17 protein-coding genes and 1 pseudogene are annotated in these 16,770 nt (G+C 48.0%); 11 read left to right on the forward strand and 7 right to left on the reverse strand.

Annotated features, from left to right (window positions below; all coding sequences use genetic code 11):
- Positions 1-37: 37 nt before the first annotated feature.
- From A9957_RS04970 to A9957_RS04985, 4 genes are all read left to right on the forward strand, one after another.
- Positions 38-280, forward strand: coding sequence for a hypothetical protein (locus A9957_RS04970; protein WP_292343378.1), 243 nt, complete (start codon positions 38-40; stop codon positions 278-280).
- Between the two features lie 257 nt (positions 281-537).
- Entirely contained in the window at positions 538-900 is a 363-nt protein-coding gene (locus tag A9957_RS04975) for a helix-turn-helix transcriptional regulator (protein WP_292343380.1), read from the forward strand.
- Positions 881-1,870 (forward strand): ATP-binding cassette domain-containing protein, encoded by a 990-nt coding sequence (locus tag A9957_RS04980; RefSeq protein WP_292343382.1) that lies wholly within the window; start codon positions 881-883, stop codon positions 1,868-1,870. The genes A9957_RS04975 and A9957_RS04980 overlap by 20 nt, the downstream gene beginning before the upstream one ends.
- 1 nt (position 1,871) lies before the next feature.
- Positions 1,872-2,621: an ABC transporter permease gene (locus A9957_RS04985; RefSeq protein WP_292343384.1), complete on the forward strand. Its 750-nt coding sequence runs from the start codon at positions 1,872-1,874 to the stop codon at positions 2,619-2,621.
- 145 nt (positions 2,622-2,766) lie between these two features.
- On the opposite strand, the pseudogene A9957_RS04990 reads toward A9957_RS04985, so the two are convergent.
- The 3 genes and pseudogenes from A9957_RS04990 to A9957_RS05000 form a co-directional block, all read right to left on the reverse strand.
- Positions 2,767-3,077: pseudogene (locus A9957_RS04990) on the reverse strand (DUF4277 domain-containing protein); the annotation flags it as partial.
- Between the two features lie 209 nt (positions 3,078-3,286).
- A complete protein-coding gene (locus tag A9957_RS04995; protein WP_292343386.1) occupies positions 3,287-4,903 on the reverse strand; it encodes a GMC family oxidoreductase in 1,617 nt (538 codons plus the stop codon).
- Positions 4,904-5,527: 624 nt separating this feature from the next.
- On the reverse strand, positions 5,528-6,193 hold the full coding sequence (locus A9957_RS05000; protein ID WP_292343387.1) for a flavodoxin family protein: 666 nt from the start codon (positions 6,191-6,193) through the stop codon (positions 5,528-5,530).
- Between the two features lie 261 nt (positions 6,194-6,454).
- Between A9957_RS05000 and A9957_RS05005 the strand changes: the two genes are divergently transcribed.
- The 5 genes from A9957_RS05005 (at position 6,455) to A9957_RS05025 (ending at position 10,533) form a co-directional block, all read left to right on the forward strand.
- Positions 6,455-6,667, forward strand: coding sequence for a hypothetical protein (locus A9957_RS05005; RefSeq protein WP_292343389.1), 213 nt, complete (start codon positions 6,455-6,457; stop codon positions 6,665-6,667).
- Entirely contained in the window at positions 6,657-7,088 is a 432-nt protein-coding gene (locus tag A9957_RS05010) for a MarR family winged helix-turn-helix transcriptional regulator (protein ID WP_258082531.1), read from the forward strand. Before A9957_RS05005 ends, A9957_RS05010 begins: the two co-directional genes overlap by 11 nt.
- A gap of 153 nt (positions 7,089-7,241) precedes the next feature.
- Complete coding sequence (locus A9957_RS05015) at positions 7,242-8,645, forward strand: MFS transporter (RefSeq protein WP_181079114.1); 1,404 nt, start codon at positions 7,242-7,244, stop codon at positions 8,643-8,645.
- 296 nt (positions 8,646-8,941) lie between these two features.
- Positions 8,942-9,124, forward strand: coding sequence for a hypothetical protein (locus tag A9957_RS05020; RefSeq protein WP_292343391.1), 183 nt, complete (start codon positions 8,942-8,944; stop codon positions 9,122-9,124).
- A gap of 251 nt (positions 9,125-9,375) precedes the next feature.
- Positions 9,376-10,533 carry an LL-diaminopimelate aminotransferase gene (locus A9957_RS05025; RefSeq protein ID WP_292343393.1) on the forward strand — a complete coding sequence of 386 codons (1,158 nt, stop codon included), beginning with the start codon at positions 9,376-9,378 and terminating at the stop codon, positions 10,531-10,533.
- A gap of 21 nt (positions 10,534-10,554) precedes the next feature.
- Here the strand turns inward: A9957_RS05025 and aroC are convergent, their stop codons facing one another.
- The gene (aroC, locus tag A9957_RS05030; RefSeq protein ID WP_105459957.1) at positions 10,555-11,655 is read right to left on the reverse strand and encodes a chorismate synthase; all 1,101 of its coding nucleotides are present in this window, start codon (positions 11,653-11,655) and stop codon (positions 10,555-10,557) included.
- Between the two features lie 38 nt (positions 11,656-11,693).
- The gene (locus tag A9957_RS05035; RefSeq protein ID WP_105459958.1) at positions 11,694-12,575 is read right to left on the reverse strand and encodes a cation diffusion facilitator family transporter; all 882 of its coding nucleotides are present in this window, start codon (positions 12,573-12,575) and stop codon (positions 11,694-11,696) included.
- A 90-nt stretch (positions 12,576-12,665) separates the two neighbouring features.
- Here A9957_RS05035 and A9957_RS05040 point away from each other — a divergent pair, with 90 nt between their 5' ends.
- Positions 12,666-13,433 (forward strand): carbon monoxide dehydrogenase accessory protein CooC, encoded by a 768-nt coding sequence (locus A9957_RS05040; protein WP_292343394.1) that lies wholly within the window; start codon positions 12,666-12,668, stop codon positions 13,431-13,433.
- Here the strand turns inward: A9957_RS05040 and A9957_RS05045 are convergent.
- Complete coding sequence (locus A9957_RS05045; protein ID WP_292343395.1) at positions 13,430-14,746, reverse strand: tripartite tricarboxylate transporter permease; 1,317 nt, start codon at positions 14,744-14,746, stop codon at positions 13,430-13,432. The genes A9957_RS05040 and A9957_RS05045 overlap by 4 nt on opposite strands.
- A gap of 128 nt (positions 14,747-14,874) precedes the next feature.
- Here A9957_RS05045 and A9957_RS05050 point away from each other — a divergent pair, with 128 nt between their 5' ends.
- The gene (locus A9957_RS05050) at positions 14,875-15,792 is read left to right on the forward strand and encodes a TIGR00269 family protein (RefSeq protein ID WP_292343397.1); all 918 of its coding nucleotides are present in this window, start codon (positions 14,875-14,877) and stop codon (positions 15,790-15,792) included.
- Here A9957_RS05050 and A9957_RS05055 read toward each other — a convergent pair whose 3' ends face one another.
- Entirely contained in the window at positions 15,793-16,701 is a 909-nt protein-coding gene (locus tag A9957_RS05055) for a hypothetical protein (RefSeq protein WP_292343398.1), read from the reverse strand. It lies immediately after the preceding gene.
- Between the last annotated feature and the right edge of the window lie 69 nt (positions 16,702-16,770).

Here is a 16,770-nt window from a genome sequence, read left to right on the forward strand (position 1 = left end):
GAGCATCAGCGTGACAGCATAAATTTCTTGGGGATATGTGGGATATTCGGTCCTGCCGTGTCTTTCAGAGGACCTGACGGCCGAAGTGTGTGAACGGTGCTCCGGCCGTGATGCGTTTTTCGGCAATGTCCCTTTCTGGCAGATGAGGATTTCGAAAACCCCACTCAATGCCTGCCGCAGATCAATAGTTTATCAGGAGTGCCCCTTTGATCAGGGGTTCATCGAAATCCACTCAGATATCCAGGCCGGAGAAAGTGCTCACATCAACAGATATGTTTGATGTCAAATGATTACGGGATACCACACACGTTCGCCAATATCAAAAGGATAATATAGGGTTCTGATAGTACTATACTGAACAGTTCGATATTGAACTATTATCCCACTTTGGTGAATCATGAACGACTTCTGGAAATTCTCCCCGACATGTGGAAAGGAAAGAAGTCTGGCCACCCTATTTATCCTTTACTCGCTATATCAAGAACCGAAGTCAGGCTATGACCTGTTGAAAGAGATTGCAAAAAAAACGGAAGGCAAATGGGTTCCAAGCAAAGGACATTGTATCCTCTGTTGAAGGATCTGGAGGAAGAACATCTCATACGGATAGTGGAAACCGGAAAGCGTTCTAAAAATATCTATAGACTCACGTCGTTCGGAGAAAAGACGCTGCAGCAGATCCGGGAGCATCGAAAAGAATCAAGAGAAAAAACGCTTGTTCTCAGAAACCTGTTCATAGAAATATTCAGACAGGACAAATCCACACTTTACAGGTTGTTTTTTGAAATCAGAATCGTTATCGACGATCTGTCACCCGACAACAATGGTCGCACCGCCAGGATTCTGGAAAAATGCATCGACGATTTAAGGAGGATCAAATCTGATGTCTGCGATACACGTTGAAAATCTAACCAGAACGTTTCATGATTTCATTGCCGTCAACAAGCTCTCGTTCGACATTGAAAGCGGGGAAATATTCGGGTTGCTCGGCCCGAACGGGGCAGGCAAAACCACCACGATCTCCATGCTCTCCACCATGCTAAAACCGACCTCCGGGACCGCCACGGTCAACGACAGGGATCTGCTGACAGACGAGGACGGTGTCAGGAAATCTATCGGAATCGTCTTTCAGGACCAGAGTCTGGATGAAGAACTGACCGCCTACGAAAATATGGACTTCCACGGCAGACTCTATCGTATCCCGAAAAACATCAGAGAGGAACGCATTTTCGATCTGCTGACCCTTGTGGAACTTGAAGATAGAAAAAATGATCTTGTCAAGACATTTTCCGGCGGCATGAGGCGGCGCCTCGAGATCGCACGGGGGCTGCTCCATCGGCCGAAAGTGCTTTTCCTTGACGAACCTACCCTTGGTCTCGATCCCCAGACACGAAACCATCTCTGGCAGTACATTGAACAGTTAAACAAAGATATGGGCATCACCATCATCCTTACGACCCACTATATGGAAGAGGCCGACAGACTCTGCGACAGGATCGCTATCATCGACCACGGCACAATCATCGCTCTGGATACAGCCCAGAATCTAAAAAACAAGGTCGGCGGGGATGTGGTCACCATCCAGACACCGGACGGTGATCGGATCTCCTCGAAGATCACGGCGCCGTGGGTCGAGCGGATCGAACAACGCGACGGCTATGTCACGATCAACCTGCACAATGCAGATACACACCTTTCTGAGATTGTCACCCTGTTGAACGGCAACGAAATCGAGATCACATCGATTTCCGTCCGTAAACCGACACTCGAAGATGTGTTTCTGGATTATACCGGCAGAACTATTCGCGAACAGGAAGCCGACGGAAGAGAAGCGATACGTATGCGTATGATTCATCGGGCTTCGAGGCGGTAAAATGGATATTATATATGCCATCTGGCTGCGCAACGTCAAGCGATATGTCCGCTCAAAAAGCAGAATTCTCGGCAGTCTCGGGATGCCCCTCTTCTTCCTGCTCATCCTGGGGTTCGGACTGAATTCGGTTGTGGTAATTCCGGGTACTGGAGAAGGCTATCTTGAGTTCCTCATACCCGGCGTCATCGCGATGACCGTCCTGTTTACTTCGATCTCCGCGGGCGTACAGATCATCTGGGACAAACAGTTCGGGTTTCTCAAAGAGACCCTGGTGGCCCCGGTATCGCGGCTGGAGATCATGCTCGGCCAGACACTTGGAGGAGCAACCACCGCGTTTATTCAGGGATTGATCATCCTGGTGCTCTCAGTGCTTATCGGCCTGATTATCGTAAGCGCCGTCGGATTTCTTATCGCCTTTCTGTTCATGATCCTCATCGGCATCGCATTCACCGCATTCGGGATCGCCATCGCCTCAAGAATGGAGGATATGCACGGGTTTCAACTCATCATGAATTTTGTGATCTTCCCGATCTTCGGGCTTTCGGGAGCACTTTTTCCGATCGAGAGTCTGCCGTCCTGGCTCATACCCGTCACATTGCTGGACCCGTTGACCTATGGTGTCGAAGGTTTACGTTACGGCCTTTCCGGCACCGCTCAGGTCGATCCGGTGGTGTGCTTTGCGGTGCTGGGCGGATTCACCATCGCCATGGCGGCTATTGGATCCTATCTCTTCAGAAAGATCACTATATGAGCCCGGTTATCCGGTATCTCCCGACTCCTGCCTGCAGATCTGCTTCCTCTTGCATCACCTCATTCAAAAACCAGGTGATGAGATGCTTCATTTTCTCATCGTTATCGATAAGACAATTAAGTACGACTTCCTTTACCCAGGCTGCGACCGTGTCCAGGGTTCGACCGAGCACATCGTCATTGAGATGTTCACGCGTGATGCCCTCTCCGAGGAGACGTTCAACGGCGATATCGTCGAAAAACTCGGGAAAAAGATAGAGGCGGTGTTCGATGAACCCGAGACCGTTGAGAACCATTGCCTTGATGACCTGAGAATGGCTGAGATGATGGTGACGGGTCTTGGGGAAGCGGTATCGATTACATCGGCGATGCGAAGAGAGTCGCAGGCACCGGCGACAATACCGAGATGGCCGATTGACAGGATCGAGCGGTCATCGAAACCGGTGACAAGGGGCATAAAAGGGGGGTTTTCACTGAAAGTACAAAGATCTTGTGGTAATTGATTATTCGGAGAGAGGAGTTTCTTACTGCAGATGGTGCGTACAATGACCACGGATCAGAAAGCGATCGCCCGGTTCTGTTAATTGGGTAAGGGATTGAAAATTTTTTCAGATATAAAGTCCGGACTCTTTTGTGCTTCATCCCGGTTTATAAATACCGTTCTGGTCAGTGTTTTTCCGACCGTATGATTTGAGCGGCCATTTCACCGATGTAGGTTACCGGCGCCATGGTATGCCCGCGAGTCACCTGCGGCATGATGGACGCATCCGCAACACGCAGCCCTTCCACTCCCCGTACCCGCAGATGGGAATCCACCACAGCCATGGGATCTTTTTTAAGGTCGCCAATACGTGCAGTGCCCACGGGATGAAAGACGGAGGAAGCTTCACTGTGGATAAAGGTTTCAATATCAGCGTCGCTTGCGTCCGGGGCGGGGTGCACCCTTTCCGTATAGGGCAAAAGCGCCCGGGTTTTTGTGAGCTGCATTGCATACCGGATGCCTTTGATAAACTTCTTCATATCGTCAGGGTTGCTGAGATAATTCGGATTGATGAGGGGCTTGTCATGCGGGTCTCCCGATGCGAGCAGGACGTTTCCCCTGCTTTTGGGTACCGTAAGAATCACGGTGAATGAGTATCCGCTCCTTTCGGCGATATTCTCCACGCCCGCGAACTCTTTTTCAGAGCCGTTCGCGTTGTGGACGTACTCCAGAATTATTTCAAAGTCAGGGCCGGTGTACGTTTTATCGCTGGATATCAGACCCGCCGCCGGGCCGGGATAGTAACAGGCAGGCCCGGTCCGCTCTCTTCGCCACTGCGCTATCGACTCATCGCTGACGGGGTTAAAATGGGTATCCGGGATAGGAATGGAAGAGAGGATCAGGACGTTTACCAGCAGGTGATCGTTGAGGTTTTCGCCGACCCCCGGAACATCTGCAACCACAGGAATGCCGTGCTTTGCCAGCTCTTCTTTTGGCCCCACTCCGGACAATTTCAGGATCTGTGCCGTGTTATAGGTGCCCGCCGAAAGAATGATCTCGGCACCCGCCGTGATCTGCTGCACTTTGCCCTGATGTTCGACTTCGACGCCCACCGCCCGGTTCCCTTTAAAGATAACATTGCGGACAAAGGTATCGGTCTGAACGGTCAGATTGGGCCTTTTGCGGATCTCCTTAGACAGATAACTGTCAGCAGGGGTGTGCCGGACCTGGTTAATGAAATCTTTCTGGACAATATCCGCGCGATACGGAGTTTCAGCCTGGAAATCCCCGATGTCGCCAAATCCGGCTTCTTTAAACGCATTCAGCAGGGTATCGGTAAATTCAGTCGGATATGCTGAATATTCCAGACGTACCTTGCCGCCTTTTCCCCTGTACCGGGTCGGCCCTAAATCTGTATCCTCAATTTTCTGGAACATCTCCAGAGCCGTTTCGAAATTCCAGCCCATGGCGCCCTGTTGTTCCCAGAAATCATAGTCTTCCTTTGTCCCCCTCATCCAGAATCCCATGTTGATTGCCGAAGATCCCCCTACAACATGCCCCCCGGGAGAGTAGATTTTCCGGTTGTTTAAGCCCTTTTGCGGTTCTGTCTCATACTGCCAGTCGTAATCAGTCCCCCAGACCTTAAAGAATGCTCCCGGTGTCCGGGAAATATCGTTGGTGTTCTCCCCGCCCGCCTCCAGCAGCAGAATGGAGACCTGGGGGTCTTCACTCAGTCTGGATGCTACAACAGGGCCGGATGTACCGGCCCCGACGATGATATAGTCGTATGTCTGCGTCATCATCGATCCCTCCTTCTTATGCATGGTTCTTCAATCTTCCTTGTTTAATTATACAGATCTGAACAGTACGATTCTGTGTTCGAAGTTCTTAAATGTTCTCCAAGACATCTTTGCCGTCGACTTTCACTTCATATTCCCGACCACTTTTTCCCGTAGTTACATCCTACATTCCTGCAAATTCATAACGAGCCATATTCAAAATGGCTGAATTTCGACTTATATTATAATCGGGGCATATTTCATTGGCGGATATATTTGCGCTCGTTAGGTGTCAAGTACAACACATAACGATATTGAGCATTTTCAGAATACTGAAAATATATCAACTAAATTGCAATAAAACGAATTTGTGTCTCTTTTTTCCCACCATCGTTATGTGTCTTCGAGAATACAGGATGTAGAAGCGAACTGTCCCGGAGGAACCACGACGATCGCCCTTGATTTCGGCAGGGTGAGGATAGGACACTGGATGGCATACCTCATCCGGAACGCCGGGACAGGAGCGATATGAGTTTGTCCGCCAGATACTTGCTCAGGACTCTCCTGCCATGATCGAAGCGCGCGCCTGGTCCGCGTTGGCGAGCATGACCGATCTGCGCGTCTCTCCAGATACCGGCTTGCAGGTTTTCAGTTCTGCGTCATTGCATTCCAGTAATCATACTCGTGCCTCCAGCGCTCTTTGTTTGAGGCGACGAGTGCTTTCATCCTGTCTGCCATTTCCGTGTGGAATTTCTCCTGTTCAGGGTATCTTCTCGTTTCCGCGATCGCCGTAGCAAGATCCTGTCCGAGTTCGAAGGACCGTTCTTCGGCGTTAAAGAACGCGCCGGAATCAGCGACGAGATCGATGCTGACCTCACCGATGGTGTCGGCTCCAAGTATCCTGAGCACATTGTTGAGGTAGGTTGTCACCTCGCTTGCACCCGCCCCGCCGGCGGTCGAGACCGCACAGCCATATTTTCCAACGAAACGCTGGCAGTGGACGACATCTGACATTCTGTCCAGGAGCACCTTCATCTGTGCGGTCACGTTGTTGATGTAATTCGGCGAGCCCAGTACAATCCCGTCGGCCCGGATCATTTTTTCGAAGGTTAGTGCATAGTCATCTTTCTTCGGGCACTCCCCTGTATCGTGGCAGACCGTGCAACCTGTACAGAACTTGATGTCGAGAGCCGCCGCATCGATTCGTTCCACGTTGGCTCCGGCCATTTCGGCTCCCCTGAGTACCGCATCCAGAAGCTGGCCCGTCTTACTATCCCGCCCCCGCGGGCTTCCATTTATTCCGATCACGTTCATCTTATCACATCCATCTTGATCATAGAGGGCAGTGCAACCCTGTTATTTAAGGTTTCTGTTTCGCTCTCCAGGACTGTGTCATCGGCATTATTCTTCCTGATTCTCTATTTGATGCCTGACATGTCATGGTTTAAGGTGAATCTCTGGATGACGGCGCCGTCATGATCCTGATGATTCTGTGTTCTTCTAGGGCATGCAAGGCTACGACCCACTGCCCGGCGACGCTGCCGCCCGGTTCTGCCGTATCGTCATCGGATGGAGATGGGCCAAAGAGGGATCGGTTGTGCCGTCCTGATAAACAGGGTCGATCCCGGTCACGGCCTTCAGGTCCTTCAATGCGCTGGATCCATGGCAGGAGGCATCATGATTGTTTTGAAAAACTCAGGCAGTCTGTCGTCAACAATAGGTATAAATATCTCGATTGACATGTCAACTGACGGCAATGGAGGATTAATGGATGGCAATGAAGGATGAACGCGTAACAAAAAAGATCGGATTTCTCTACTGGTCTTATCGCACGCTGTTCACCAGGAAAATTTCTCCTCATGCAATCGGCCCCAGCCAGGCCGGGTTCCTGACCCGGTTGAGTGAGGGGGACCTGGTAAGACAGGACGAACTGGTCTCGATGAGCGGTGTCGACAAAGCGATTGGCACCCGTGTCGTCAGGAAACTCATGGAAGCCGGATATATCCGGCGCATGCGCGACCCCACAAATCACAGGGCTTATCTCCTTTCTCTCACCGCCGAGGGCGCCAGGATGAAACCAATCATTCTCGAAGTCTATGACTCCATCAATGAGTCTCTGTTCCAGGGGTTTACCGACGAGGAACGGGATATGGTGCGCAATCTTCTGGACAGAATGATCGAAAACCTGCGTCGGATCCCTGAACCTTGAGTTGAGAAACCCAAATAAAAAAATATACGGCAGCTCTGCCGTTTTCAGAAAATTTTCTCCTGTATTTGATATCCGTACCACAAACAGAAAGGAATGATCATATTGACAGCTCCACTTACAGAAACCGATCGATATAAATGGGTGGCCCTGGCTGTGGCCTCTCTGGGAACGCTCGTTGGCATATTGAATGCAAGCACTCTGATCATCGCACTGCCGACGATCATGGTGGACCTGGATACAAACCTCATCGGGGTGATGTGGGTGCTCATCGCCTACACACTGATCATCACCATCCTCGCCCCGGCATGCGGACGTCTTGCCGACATCCACGGGCGAAAAAAACTCTATGTCTTCGGACTTGTCGCCTTCACCATCGGCTCGCTCCTGTGCGGGTTTGCTGCGAATATCACCCAGCTCATCGGGTTCCGCATCCTCCAGGCAGTGGGAGGGGCGTTTCTCGTTGCGAATGGCAACATCCTCGTTGTAGATGCATTTCCCCCCTATGAACTCGGGAAGGCAATGGGTGTCCTCTCCATGATCAAGGCTGCTGCGTTTGCCGTCGGTCCGATCCTCGGCGGTTTCCTGACGATGATCGACTGGCGGCTGAACTTTTTTTTCAATGTACCGATCGGACTCGTTGTTGCATATGTCGCTCACACCCGGCTCAGGGAAGTAACGGAGTTCAGCGGGAAAGAATCGTTTGACGTGCCGGGCATACTCCTCTTTACGGTTGCTTTCGTGACCCTGGCCGTCTATCTGAGCGTCGGCCTCATTTTTGGACTTCTCTCCGTTCCAATGCTGGCCACACTTGCCGTCGGCATTATTTCGCTTGTCGCATTCATCCGCCACGAACTCACAATTCAAGATCCACTCATTGACCTCTCCCTGTTCGGCATCCGCATATTCACCTACGGACAGGCAAGCGCGTTTCTGAATTCTATCGCCCGCGGCGCTGTCATGATAATGATGATTCTGTTCTTCCAGGGTCTGCGAGGCTACGACCCGCTCATGGCAAGCATTCTGATCACACCGATGGCGATCGGGCTGATCATCGCCGGGCCGCTGGGGGGAAACCTCTCCGACAAATACGGGTCCAGGTTGATCAGTACCGGAGGGCTCGTGCTCTCCCTTGTCGGGCTGGTCGGGCTTTCCATGATGCAGTACGACACCACGTACCGGGTGCTCGCAGTCTGGATGTTCGTGCACGGGTTTGGAAGCGGGCTGTTCCAGCCTCCGAACACCAGTGCGATCATGGCGTCCGTTCCATTGAAACGGCGGGGGGTGGCATCGTCGATGCGTTCATTCCTGAACACCTCCGGCATGGTGATCTCGATGACCATTGCGCTTCCCCTCCTCCTCAGTACCATCCCGCTGGAAATGATGATGAACATGTTCGTTGTGGGCGGTATGAACATGCCCATAGATACACAGATCACGTTCACCACCGGGATTGCATTTGTTTTCTTCATCTCATCGGTGCTCACGGTCCCGGCAATCATTGTTTCGGCAATGCGGGGGAGTGAGGACGTGGGAAGAAGCAGGGAACAGGCGGGATGAATTGATTTTCGTGGGGAGGGTTCTGTACAAACGTTCCTGTCTCGGGGGAGCGCCTCTGACTCGCGGGTGAGGGTGTATCCGCAAGCGTTCCCTGTAACCCCACCGATTTTTTCATCCCATGCGGCAGCGCAACTTCTGCCCCCTTCAATCAAATTATTTTTGATGACTTCAACGCGGGAGAACGCGAAATCCCAGGGTTCCCGAACAATAAGCAAATTATCAGGAAAACTCCCTGATTTTAATTTATCCAGATATTTGGTGAGATTCAGGTTAGATTGTGCGTCTGAGAGTTGGGCATGAATATCACGGCGAACGGTTATTCCACCAGGGATCTTCCCCTGCTGATTGCTTTGTTTCTGCATTTCTCCTTGATGGATAGTGGATGTCCGCGAACGGCTCTGCATGGTCCTGTCCATCGATGCCCGCGGTTTCGCGCCGAAATATCCCCTGTCCTGATAGACGGCCTCCCCTTTTTCTGAGAGGTCGATCCGGCTGTCATGGAGGGGGGTAGTAGTCGTTGTGATCCTTCTGATGAGTTGATGATCCCTGTCCATTCTCGAATCATCATCGTTCTCTGATGCATCATCCGAGGATAAAGATACCCTTGAAGCCATTGAGCAATAAGTGACCTTTTTTCTTTTTTACCACCCATGATTTTTAAATAGCTTCATTACAATATGACTACTGATACTGATATATCGAAATTTTTGATTGTAATTCAGGTGAAGCAATGTACTCAGACAGAATAAATGCACTACCACCGTATTTGTTTGCAACGATAGATGAAGCCAAAGCCAAGGTCAAAGAAAAGGGCGTGGATGTAATAGACCTTGGTGTGGGTGATCCTGATCAGCCTACACATCAGCATATCGTCGATTCCATGTGCGAGGCTGTCCGCGATCCCTCAACCCACAGGTATCCATCCTATTCTGGCATGCCGGCTTTCAGGGAGGCAGCAGCCCGCTGGTGTAAGGAGACAAAGGGAATTGACATCGATCCGGCCACCGAAGCCCTCACAATGATTGGTTCCAAGGAAGGTGTAGCACACATCCCACTTGCCTTCCTCAATCCCGGAGATGTAGCCCTTGTGCCTGATCCCGCATACCCGGTGTACAAGATAGGCACCCAATTTGCAGGTGGTGTACCTCATATTATGCCTCTGCTTGAGGAAAATGATTTCCTTCCGGATCTGGATTCGATTCCAAAGGATGTGCTTGAGAAAACCAAACTCATGTTCATGAATTACCCCAACAACCCAACTTCAGCCACAGCAAGCCTCAAGTTCTTTGAAGAGGTTGTGGATTTTGCACGGGAAAATGATGTTGTGATAGTCCATGATAATGCTTATTCCGATATGGTTTATGATGGTTATGAGGCTCCCAGTTTCCTGAGTGTTGATGGTGCGATGGATGTAGGTGTTGAATTCTATTCCCTTTCCAAAACTTACAATATGACAGGCTGGAGGATTGCCTTTGCCGTGGGTAACAAGGATATAATCACCGGCTTTGGAAAGGTCAAGTCCAATATAGACTCGGGTGCATTCGAGGCAGTCCAGAAGGCAGGAATTACTGCACTGGACAGTTCCCAGCAGTGTGTCACAGATATGAATAGTGTATACAAGCAAAGACGTGATGCCCTGCTGAAAGGTCTTGACGCGATGGGTCTTGATGTGAATCCGCCAAAGGCCACCTTCTATGTATGGGCCCGGGTTCCCGAAAAATATAGTTCAATTGACTTTTCTTCCCTCCTGCTTGAAGAAGCGGGAATTGTCGCGACTCCGGGTGTAGGATTTGGCGATTATGGTGAAGGCTATATCAGGTTCGCTCTCACCCAGACTGTTGAACGTATAGAAGAAGCCGTAGGAAGAATGGAAAAACTGGATTTGTAATCTTTTCCTTTCTCTTTCTTTTCATTTTTCAGGCAGTATGCTATCCGGATTTATACGGCCGCTCTGTATCATATAATCGGCCAGTACAATTGCCATCATGGCCTCGGCGACAGGTACCATTCTCGGAGGGATAGTCGGATCATGGCGACCCTTAATTTCTATAATTTCTTCTTTTTTTGTCATCATATCTGCCGTATGCTGGGGTAATGAGATTGATGGTGTGGGTTTTACAGCACAGCGGCAAATTATTGGCATGCCTGTGGTAAGTCCTCCGAGCACCCCGCCTGCGTTGTTGGTAAGTGGTTTTATTGTTTCGTTGTCAACTTCAAAGGCATCGTTCATCTCACTGCCTCTCATTCGGGCTGCCTTGAATCCTGCACCAAATTCAATTCCCTTGACTGCACCGATACCCATCATTGCAGCCGCAATATCTGCATCGATCTTATTGAATACCGGTTCTCCCAATCCTGCCGGTACACCTGTGGTAAGGATTTCCACAATTCCTCCGGTGCTTTCCCCGCAGTTGCGCATTTTCTCTATCATTTCAAGCATTTTTGTAGCAGCTGAAGGGTCTGCGCAGCGTACAGGATTTTTTTCGATTGCAGTTTTGATATCCGGATCGATATTTTCTGCCCGTATTCCTCCGAGTTCTATTACATGTGCAACTACTTCGATACCGTATGCTCCAAGTAATTTTTTTGCAATTGCGCCGGCTGCTACCCTGCCAATGGTCTCACGTCCTGACGACCGTCCTCCTCCCCTGTGGTCTCTGTGGCCATATTTTTCCATATAGGTAAAATCCGCATGACCGGGTCTGGGTTTATTGCGCAATTTGTCATAGGAACTGGAATTTGCATCCTTATTGTAAACTATCAGTGATATTGGGGTGCCTGTTGTAATACCTTCAAAAATTCCCGACAGAATTTCTACCCGATCTTTTTCTTTGCGGGGTGTTGCAGCGCCACTCTGTCCCGGTCGGCGGCGATCCAATTCCTTCTGTATATCCGCTTCATCAAGAGCCAACCCCGCAGGAGTTCCGTCCACAACTACTCCTAATGCCTTTCCGTGGGATTCTCCCCATGTGGTTATCCTGAATGAATGGCCAAACGTGTTTCCTGCCATGCTATTATGTTACACATTCCGTTATTTATCAATTTGCTTCAATCCTGCTTTTCATGTGGCTCCGTATGCACAACTACATCCTTTACATCTTCCATGTACTGCTTTATTTGATCGCTCACCTGATGGGATATAGCATGGGCCTGATCAACCGGCATTTTTGGATCCACCTCTATATGCAGATCGATATAATATTCTCCTTTTGTCCCTCTTGTGCGTATCCGGTGGCATTCCATGACGCCATCTACTTCAAAAGCTATGTTACATATTATATCTTCATCAATCCTTGATTCGTCGCATAGGGTTTTGCTGCTGCTTTTGATTATATTGATCGCTGCGCGGATTATAAACAGGGAGATAATGACAGCTATTATCGGATCTATAAGGAGGTATCCACCTTTTACAGCAAGCAGGCCTGCGATGACTGATATGGAAACATAGATGTCACTTCTCGTATGCATGGAATCTGCAATCAGGATGTCACTTTTCAGTTTGTCCCCTTCTCTTTTTTCGTATATTGTTACAAAGAGGTTGACCGCAATGGTAAGTATCATTACAACAAAACTTAAAAAAGTGATCTCCGGTGTGGATGGTGAGATAAAACGTTCAACTGATTTGGAGATTATTTCCACCGCTACTATGAACAGCAATACCGCAATAAAAACCGATGCCAGGGATTCATATTTTTGGTGTCCGTAGGGATGACTGCGATCAGGCGGTTTTGATGCGATCTGGATTCCGAGAATGCCTATTATGTTGGAGATGCCATCAAATAGGGAATGATAACCGTCAGATTCCATACTTAAGGTGTTAGTAAAACTACCATAGCCGATTTTGGCAAAGGATACAATCAGGTTAAGTACAAGTATCTTAACAAGTATCGATCTTATTAACCGGTATTTATCTGTAGGGGAATCCATCATAATAATTTAAGTCCTGTTTGTTATATTTAGATACTACTTTAATGAAGAAGTATATTGGCTTTCCGTTATTTCGTTAACATGGTGACTAAGATGTTCAAAGTTGCGATTACAGGCAAAGGCGGTGTGGGAAAAACCACCATCTCAGGTACGATTGCACGTTTACTGGCCAGGGATGGCTATGATGTACTGGCAATAGATGCGGATCCAGATATGAACCTGGCTTCCTCACTGGGTATAACAGTTCCTCCCAAACCATTGACCGAATACAGGGAAATGATCGAGGAGCGTGCGGGGCAGACAGGAGGCATGTTCAAATACAACCCTAAAGTGGATGATGTAGTTGAACGATTCGGGGCAGTGGGCCCGGATAATGTAAAAATGCTCGTCATGGGTACAGTGGAACGTGGCGGAAGTGGTTGTATGTGTCCTGCATCAGCATTTTTACGCGCCCTGCTGAGACATGTGGTGCTCAAGGACAGCAGTGCTGTCATAATGGATATGGAAGCCGGTATAGAACATCTGGGAAGGGGAACCACAAAGGGCATTGATTTGATGCTGATTGTTGTGGAGCCGGGCAGACGTTCCATAGAAACCGCATCACGTATAAAGAAACTCTCTGACGAGATTGGCATCAGGCACATTGCTGCGGTCGTTAATAAGAGCAACGAAGCCGACATGTCCGCTGTGCTGGAGGATATCGGTATCCCTGTACTTGGCGAGATTCCTTTTTCCCCGGACTTTATAGAAGCCGACCTGCAGGGTATGTCACCCATTGACCTGGGTGGGGATGCATTGGAGTCTATCAAAAATGTCAGGGACAATATGGTGGATATGATTGCATCTTTCCATGATGCTTAAATGAAGTAAAGGATCACAGGCAGCAAAATCACTCCCATAAGATGACTCCTCCTGACTTTCATGAAAGGGGGAAGCATGCCGATTGTGGTAGCTGTCAAAAAGAGCAGTATTCCGAAAATCCCGGTAAACAGGGCCACCATTATAGTCAGTCCGGCTATGACAGCAAAACAGAGTTTCCTGTATTCTATTCTCTTCAGTACATGATGGACGTTGTTTCCAATGGTAATGGTGGATAGGTAGGACAGCAGGGCTGCTGCAACGATTGCTATCAGGAAAAGAATTATTGAGCGACTTTCAATGGTTGTGGTATCAAGTAAACGGTTGACTGCCACCATCGCACCGCTTCTTGTTTTACCGATCATCGCCAGGGCAAAAAGGCCAAAAATAGAATTTGCTGTATTAACCCCGGATATGGATACAATAAACTCTTTTGAATCTTCCAGTTCATCTTCAATATCGTCCCTGTCAATTTCTTTTGGAATAGTAAATCTTGCAACCACTGTGGCAATTGAAGCCGATATGCCGGGCAGCCATGCAACAATTGAACCAGCAAAACTGCCGGATATTATGCCACGTACGATTCTCTTTACTGAAAGTTGCATGCGGGATATATTTTCAGAAGGGATATGCGAGTCCGACATCAGGCTGATTGCTAGTTGCGAGGCACCGAACAAACCACTCAAAATAGGTAACAGAATGGACGTTTCACCAAATTTAAAGATTGGTGTTGCCAGGTATTCCATCTCAAATGCAAAGTATCCCAGCAAGCCGCTCAGTATAAAAAGACAAAGAGCATAACCTTTGTATCTAAATGAGGCAAGTGATCCCTGTCCTGTGATATATTCTCCTTTCTCGGTCAGGATAAGTATGGCTGATATGACAATGAGTATCAATGCCATATTCTCCTGTATGGTATCATAGGAATTTGTGAAGAAAAATACCAGAGGATATGCCATTATGAGGGCAAAAGCAACAGAACCTGCACTTCCCAGGGCAGAAAGTCTGACAGCTTCAGCACCATATCCATCCAGTAGCAACCTGTGACCGGGCAGGACTGCAAGTGCCATGTCATCGTTAGGTGCGCCCAGAAAAATGGCGGGTATAATATCGTGGAAAGTATGAGATATGGAGTTAGATAATACAATTATTGCTACATAAAGAGGTTCGATTCCCTGATTAAGAAGAAGGGGACTCAATCCTACCAGTATCAGGGCGAAATTGTTTGTATGTATGCCTGGGATTAGACCGGAAACGATTCCCAGCAAAAATCCTGTAAGGATTGACAACAGTATCAGGGATATTTCAACTGTCATGGTGCCCGTTATTTATCCATAACAATATTTATATTTTTGTTTATGTTAATATTTTATTTGTATATTATTTTATTTGTATTCAATGTGTGACCTAAGTATTTATACGAGATTAAATTGAATGTGGTCACATGACCGAAGAAAAAACCAGGTGTATGAAGTGCAATCATGAAGCTATCATTTACCAGCCCTATTCCGGTATGCACCTGTGCAAAAAACATTTTACAGAAGATGTCGAACGTAAGGTCAAGCTTACGATTCGCAAAAATTACAATATCGGTAAAAACGAAAAAATTGCAGTTGCCTTGAGTGGTGGAAAGGATAGCTGTGTGGCCCTGTATATCTTGAACAAGATTTTTGGCAAGCGCAGGGATCTGGAACTTGTTGCAATTACAGTTGATGAAGGTATTTCTGTTTACAGGGAACGTTCAATAGGGTATGCCAGAAAACTGACGTGCGATATTGGTGTAAAGCATCTTATCCATAGTTTTGCTGATGAATACGACACATCCCTTGATGAACTGGCAGCAAAGGAAAGGGCACATGGTGCCTGCAGTTATTGTGGTGTGCTGCGCAAATCCCTGGTTAACAGGATAGCTCTTGATATCGGGGCAAAACGACTTGTGACAGGCCATAACCTTGATGATGAGGCCCAGACGATAATGATGAACCATCTGGGGGGTGATGTGGAGCGGATGATACGTCTTTCTCCGCCAAGAGAACTCGACGGACTGGTCCTACGTGCCAAACCATTGCGCAAGATCCCTGAAAATGAAGTGGAATTGTATGCAAAGGTCAATGATATTCCGGTAGATATAAGCCTGTGTCCTTACAAGCACGAGGCCTTGCGTAATGAAGTAAGACTGATGCTTGACGACTTTGAACAAAGACATCCTGGTACGAAATATTCAATCCAAAAAGGCTTTGATAAAATGGTGGGAATACTTGCAAGACAATTCCCTCAGGCGGAAATTAAAAAGTGCACAATTTGTGGACAGGCCTGCACTACTGATGTCTGTCAGGCCTGTCGGCTTCTTGGCAAGACCTGATCAACGCTGAAATTTCAGATAGTCATCAATATCATAAAACTGTGTGCTTTTGCCGCTTAAATACATCCTTGTCCACCACAGTACTGTCAGGGGCTGGATTACTGCAAAGGACAGGACAAAATCAGCAAAGGACCAGAATGTGCTGAGTATTTCAATGGAACTCAGGACTTCCCCGACCACTCCTGTAAGGATTGACAGGCCAATCAGAATCAGCCAGAGAATGACGGTGTCAAGTTTGTTGTCCATGAAAAATGAGAACCCTTCTTCCAGGGCTTCCAGGGGTTCCAGTCCACCAACAACCAGTGCATATTCTGCAAAAGTAAAGACCAGCTTGACCACAATGGCATAGAATATCCAGACAAATATTCCAAAAACAAGGATTAATGCGCCTGAGAGTGCTTCTTCAGGGTTTTGCATCAATATGTTCAGGTTCCCAATGGCCAGTATTCCGGGCACCACGAAGATTATTCCTGCGAGGATAATCAGCATTACTATGAACCTTGTAAGAAAGAGGTTGACCAGATTCTTTTTTCCTGATTTAAACATCTCATTGATATTGGTGGAGCCTTCTTTGAGCGCTTTTTTTGCCATTCCTATGGCTCCGCCGTAAAAATAGGAACTTATGAGGGTGGATACTATGAATGCTGCGATAAATAGGAGTATGAACAATCCCATATTTTCATAAAAGGCGGCTGCGAGAACTTCAAATGCCATTTCAGGATTGATATTTGTGGGGTCTGTTGTAATGTCCTGCATTGCAGGCATAATAAATATAATGACCGCAAACATAAACATGGCAAACATTGCAAATATGCCTGCAAAGATGTTCAAAAAGAATGGGATGCAAATATTGAGATTATGTGTCCAGGTCTGAAAGCCTTTTCTCAGAACCGTATTTATATTTTCCATTAAATGTTATCTCCCGATTACCATGTCGTGATAGTTATATGGAAGTTTTCCTATGGATATAACTGCGTT

Source organism: Methanohalophilus sp. DAL1 (genome assembly GCF_001683555.1).
Classification (GTDB): domain Archaea; phylum Halobacteriota; class Methanosarcinia; order Methanosarcinales; family Methanosarcinaceae; genus Methanohalophilus; species Methanohalophilus euhalobius.

Coding starts and splice junctions, on each gene's coding strand:
- A9957_RS04975 (WP_292343380.1), top strand. CDS start 538: ATGGGTTCCAAGCAAAGGACATTGTATCCTCTGTTGAAGGATCTGGAG.
- A9957_RS04980 (WP_292343382.1), top strand. CDS start 881: ATGTCTGCGATACACGTTGAAAATCTAACCAGAACGTTTCATGATTTC.
- A9957_RS04985 (WP_292343384.1), top strand. CDS start 1,872: ATGGATATTATATATGCCATCTGGCTGCGCAACGTCAAGCGATATGTC.
- A9957_RS04995 (WP_292343386.1), bottom strand. CDS start 4,903: ATGATGACGCAGACATACGACTATATCATCGTCGGGGCCGGTACATCC.
- A9957_RS05000 (WP_292343387.1), bottom strand. CDS start 6,193: ATGAACGTGATCGGAATAAATGGAAGCCCGCGGGGGCGGGATAGTAAG.
- A9957_RS05005 (WP_292343389.1), top strand. CDS start 6,455: ATGGGCCAAAGAGGGATCGGTTGTGCCGTCCTGATAAACAGGGTCGAT.
- A9957_RS05010 (WP_258082531.1), top strand. CDS start 6,657: ATGAAGGATGAACGCGTAACAAAAAAGATCGGATTTCTCTACTGGTCT.
- A9957_RS05020 (WP_292343391.1), top strand. CDS start 8,942: ATGAATATCACGGCGAACGGTTATTCCACCAGGGATCTTCCCCTGCTG.
- A9957_RS05025 (WP_292343393.1), top strand. CDS start 9,376: ATGTACTCAGACAGAATAAATGCACTACCACCGTATTTGTTTGCAACG.
- aroC (WP_105459957.1), bottom strand. CDS start 11,655: ATGGCAGGAAACACGTTTGGCCATTCATTCAGGATAACCACATGGGGA.
- A9957_RS05035 (WP_105459958.1), bottom strand. CDS start 12,575: ATGATGGATTCCCCTACAGATAAATACCGGTTAATAAGATCGATACTT.
- A9957_RS05040 (WP_292343394.1), top strand. CDS start 12,666: ATGTTCAAAGTTGCGATTACAGGCAAAGGCGGTGTGGGAAAAACCACC.
- A9957_RS05045 (WP_292343395.1), bottom strand. CDS start 14,746: ATGACAGTTGAAATATCCCTGATACTGTTGTCAATCCTTACAGGATTT.
- A9957_RS05050 (WP_292343397.1), top strand. CDS start 14,875: ATGACCGAAGAAAAAACCAGGTGTATGAAGTGCAATCATGAAGCTATC.
- A9957_RS05055 (WP_292343398.1), bottom strand. CDS start 16,701: ATGGAAAATATAAATACGGTTCTGAGAAAAGGCTTTCAGACCTGGACA.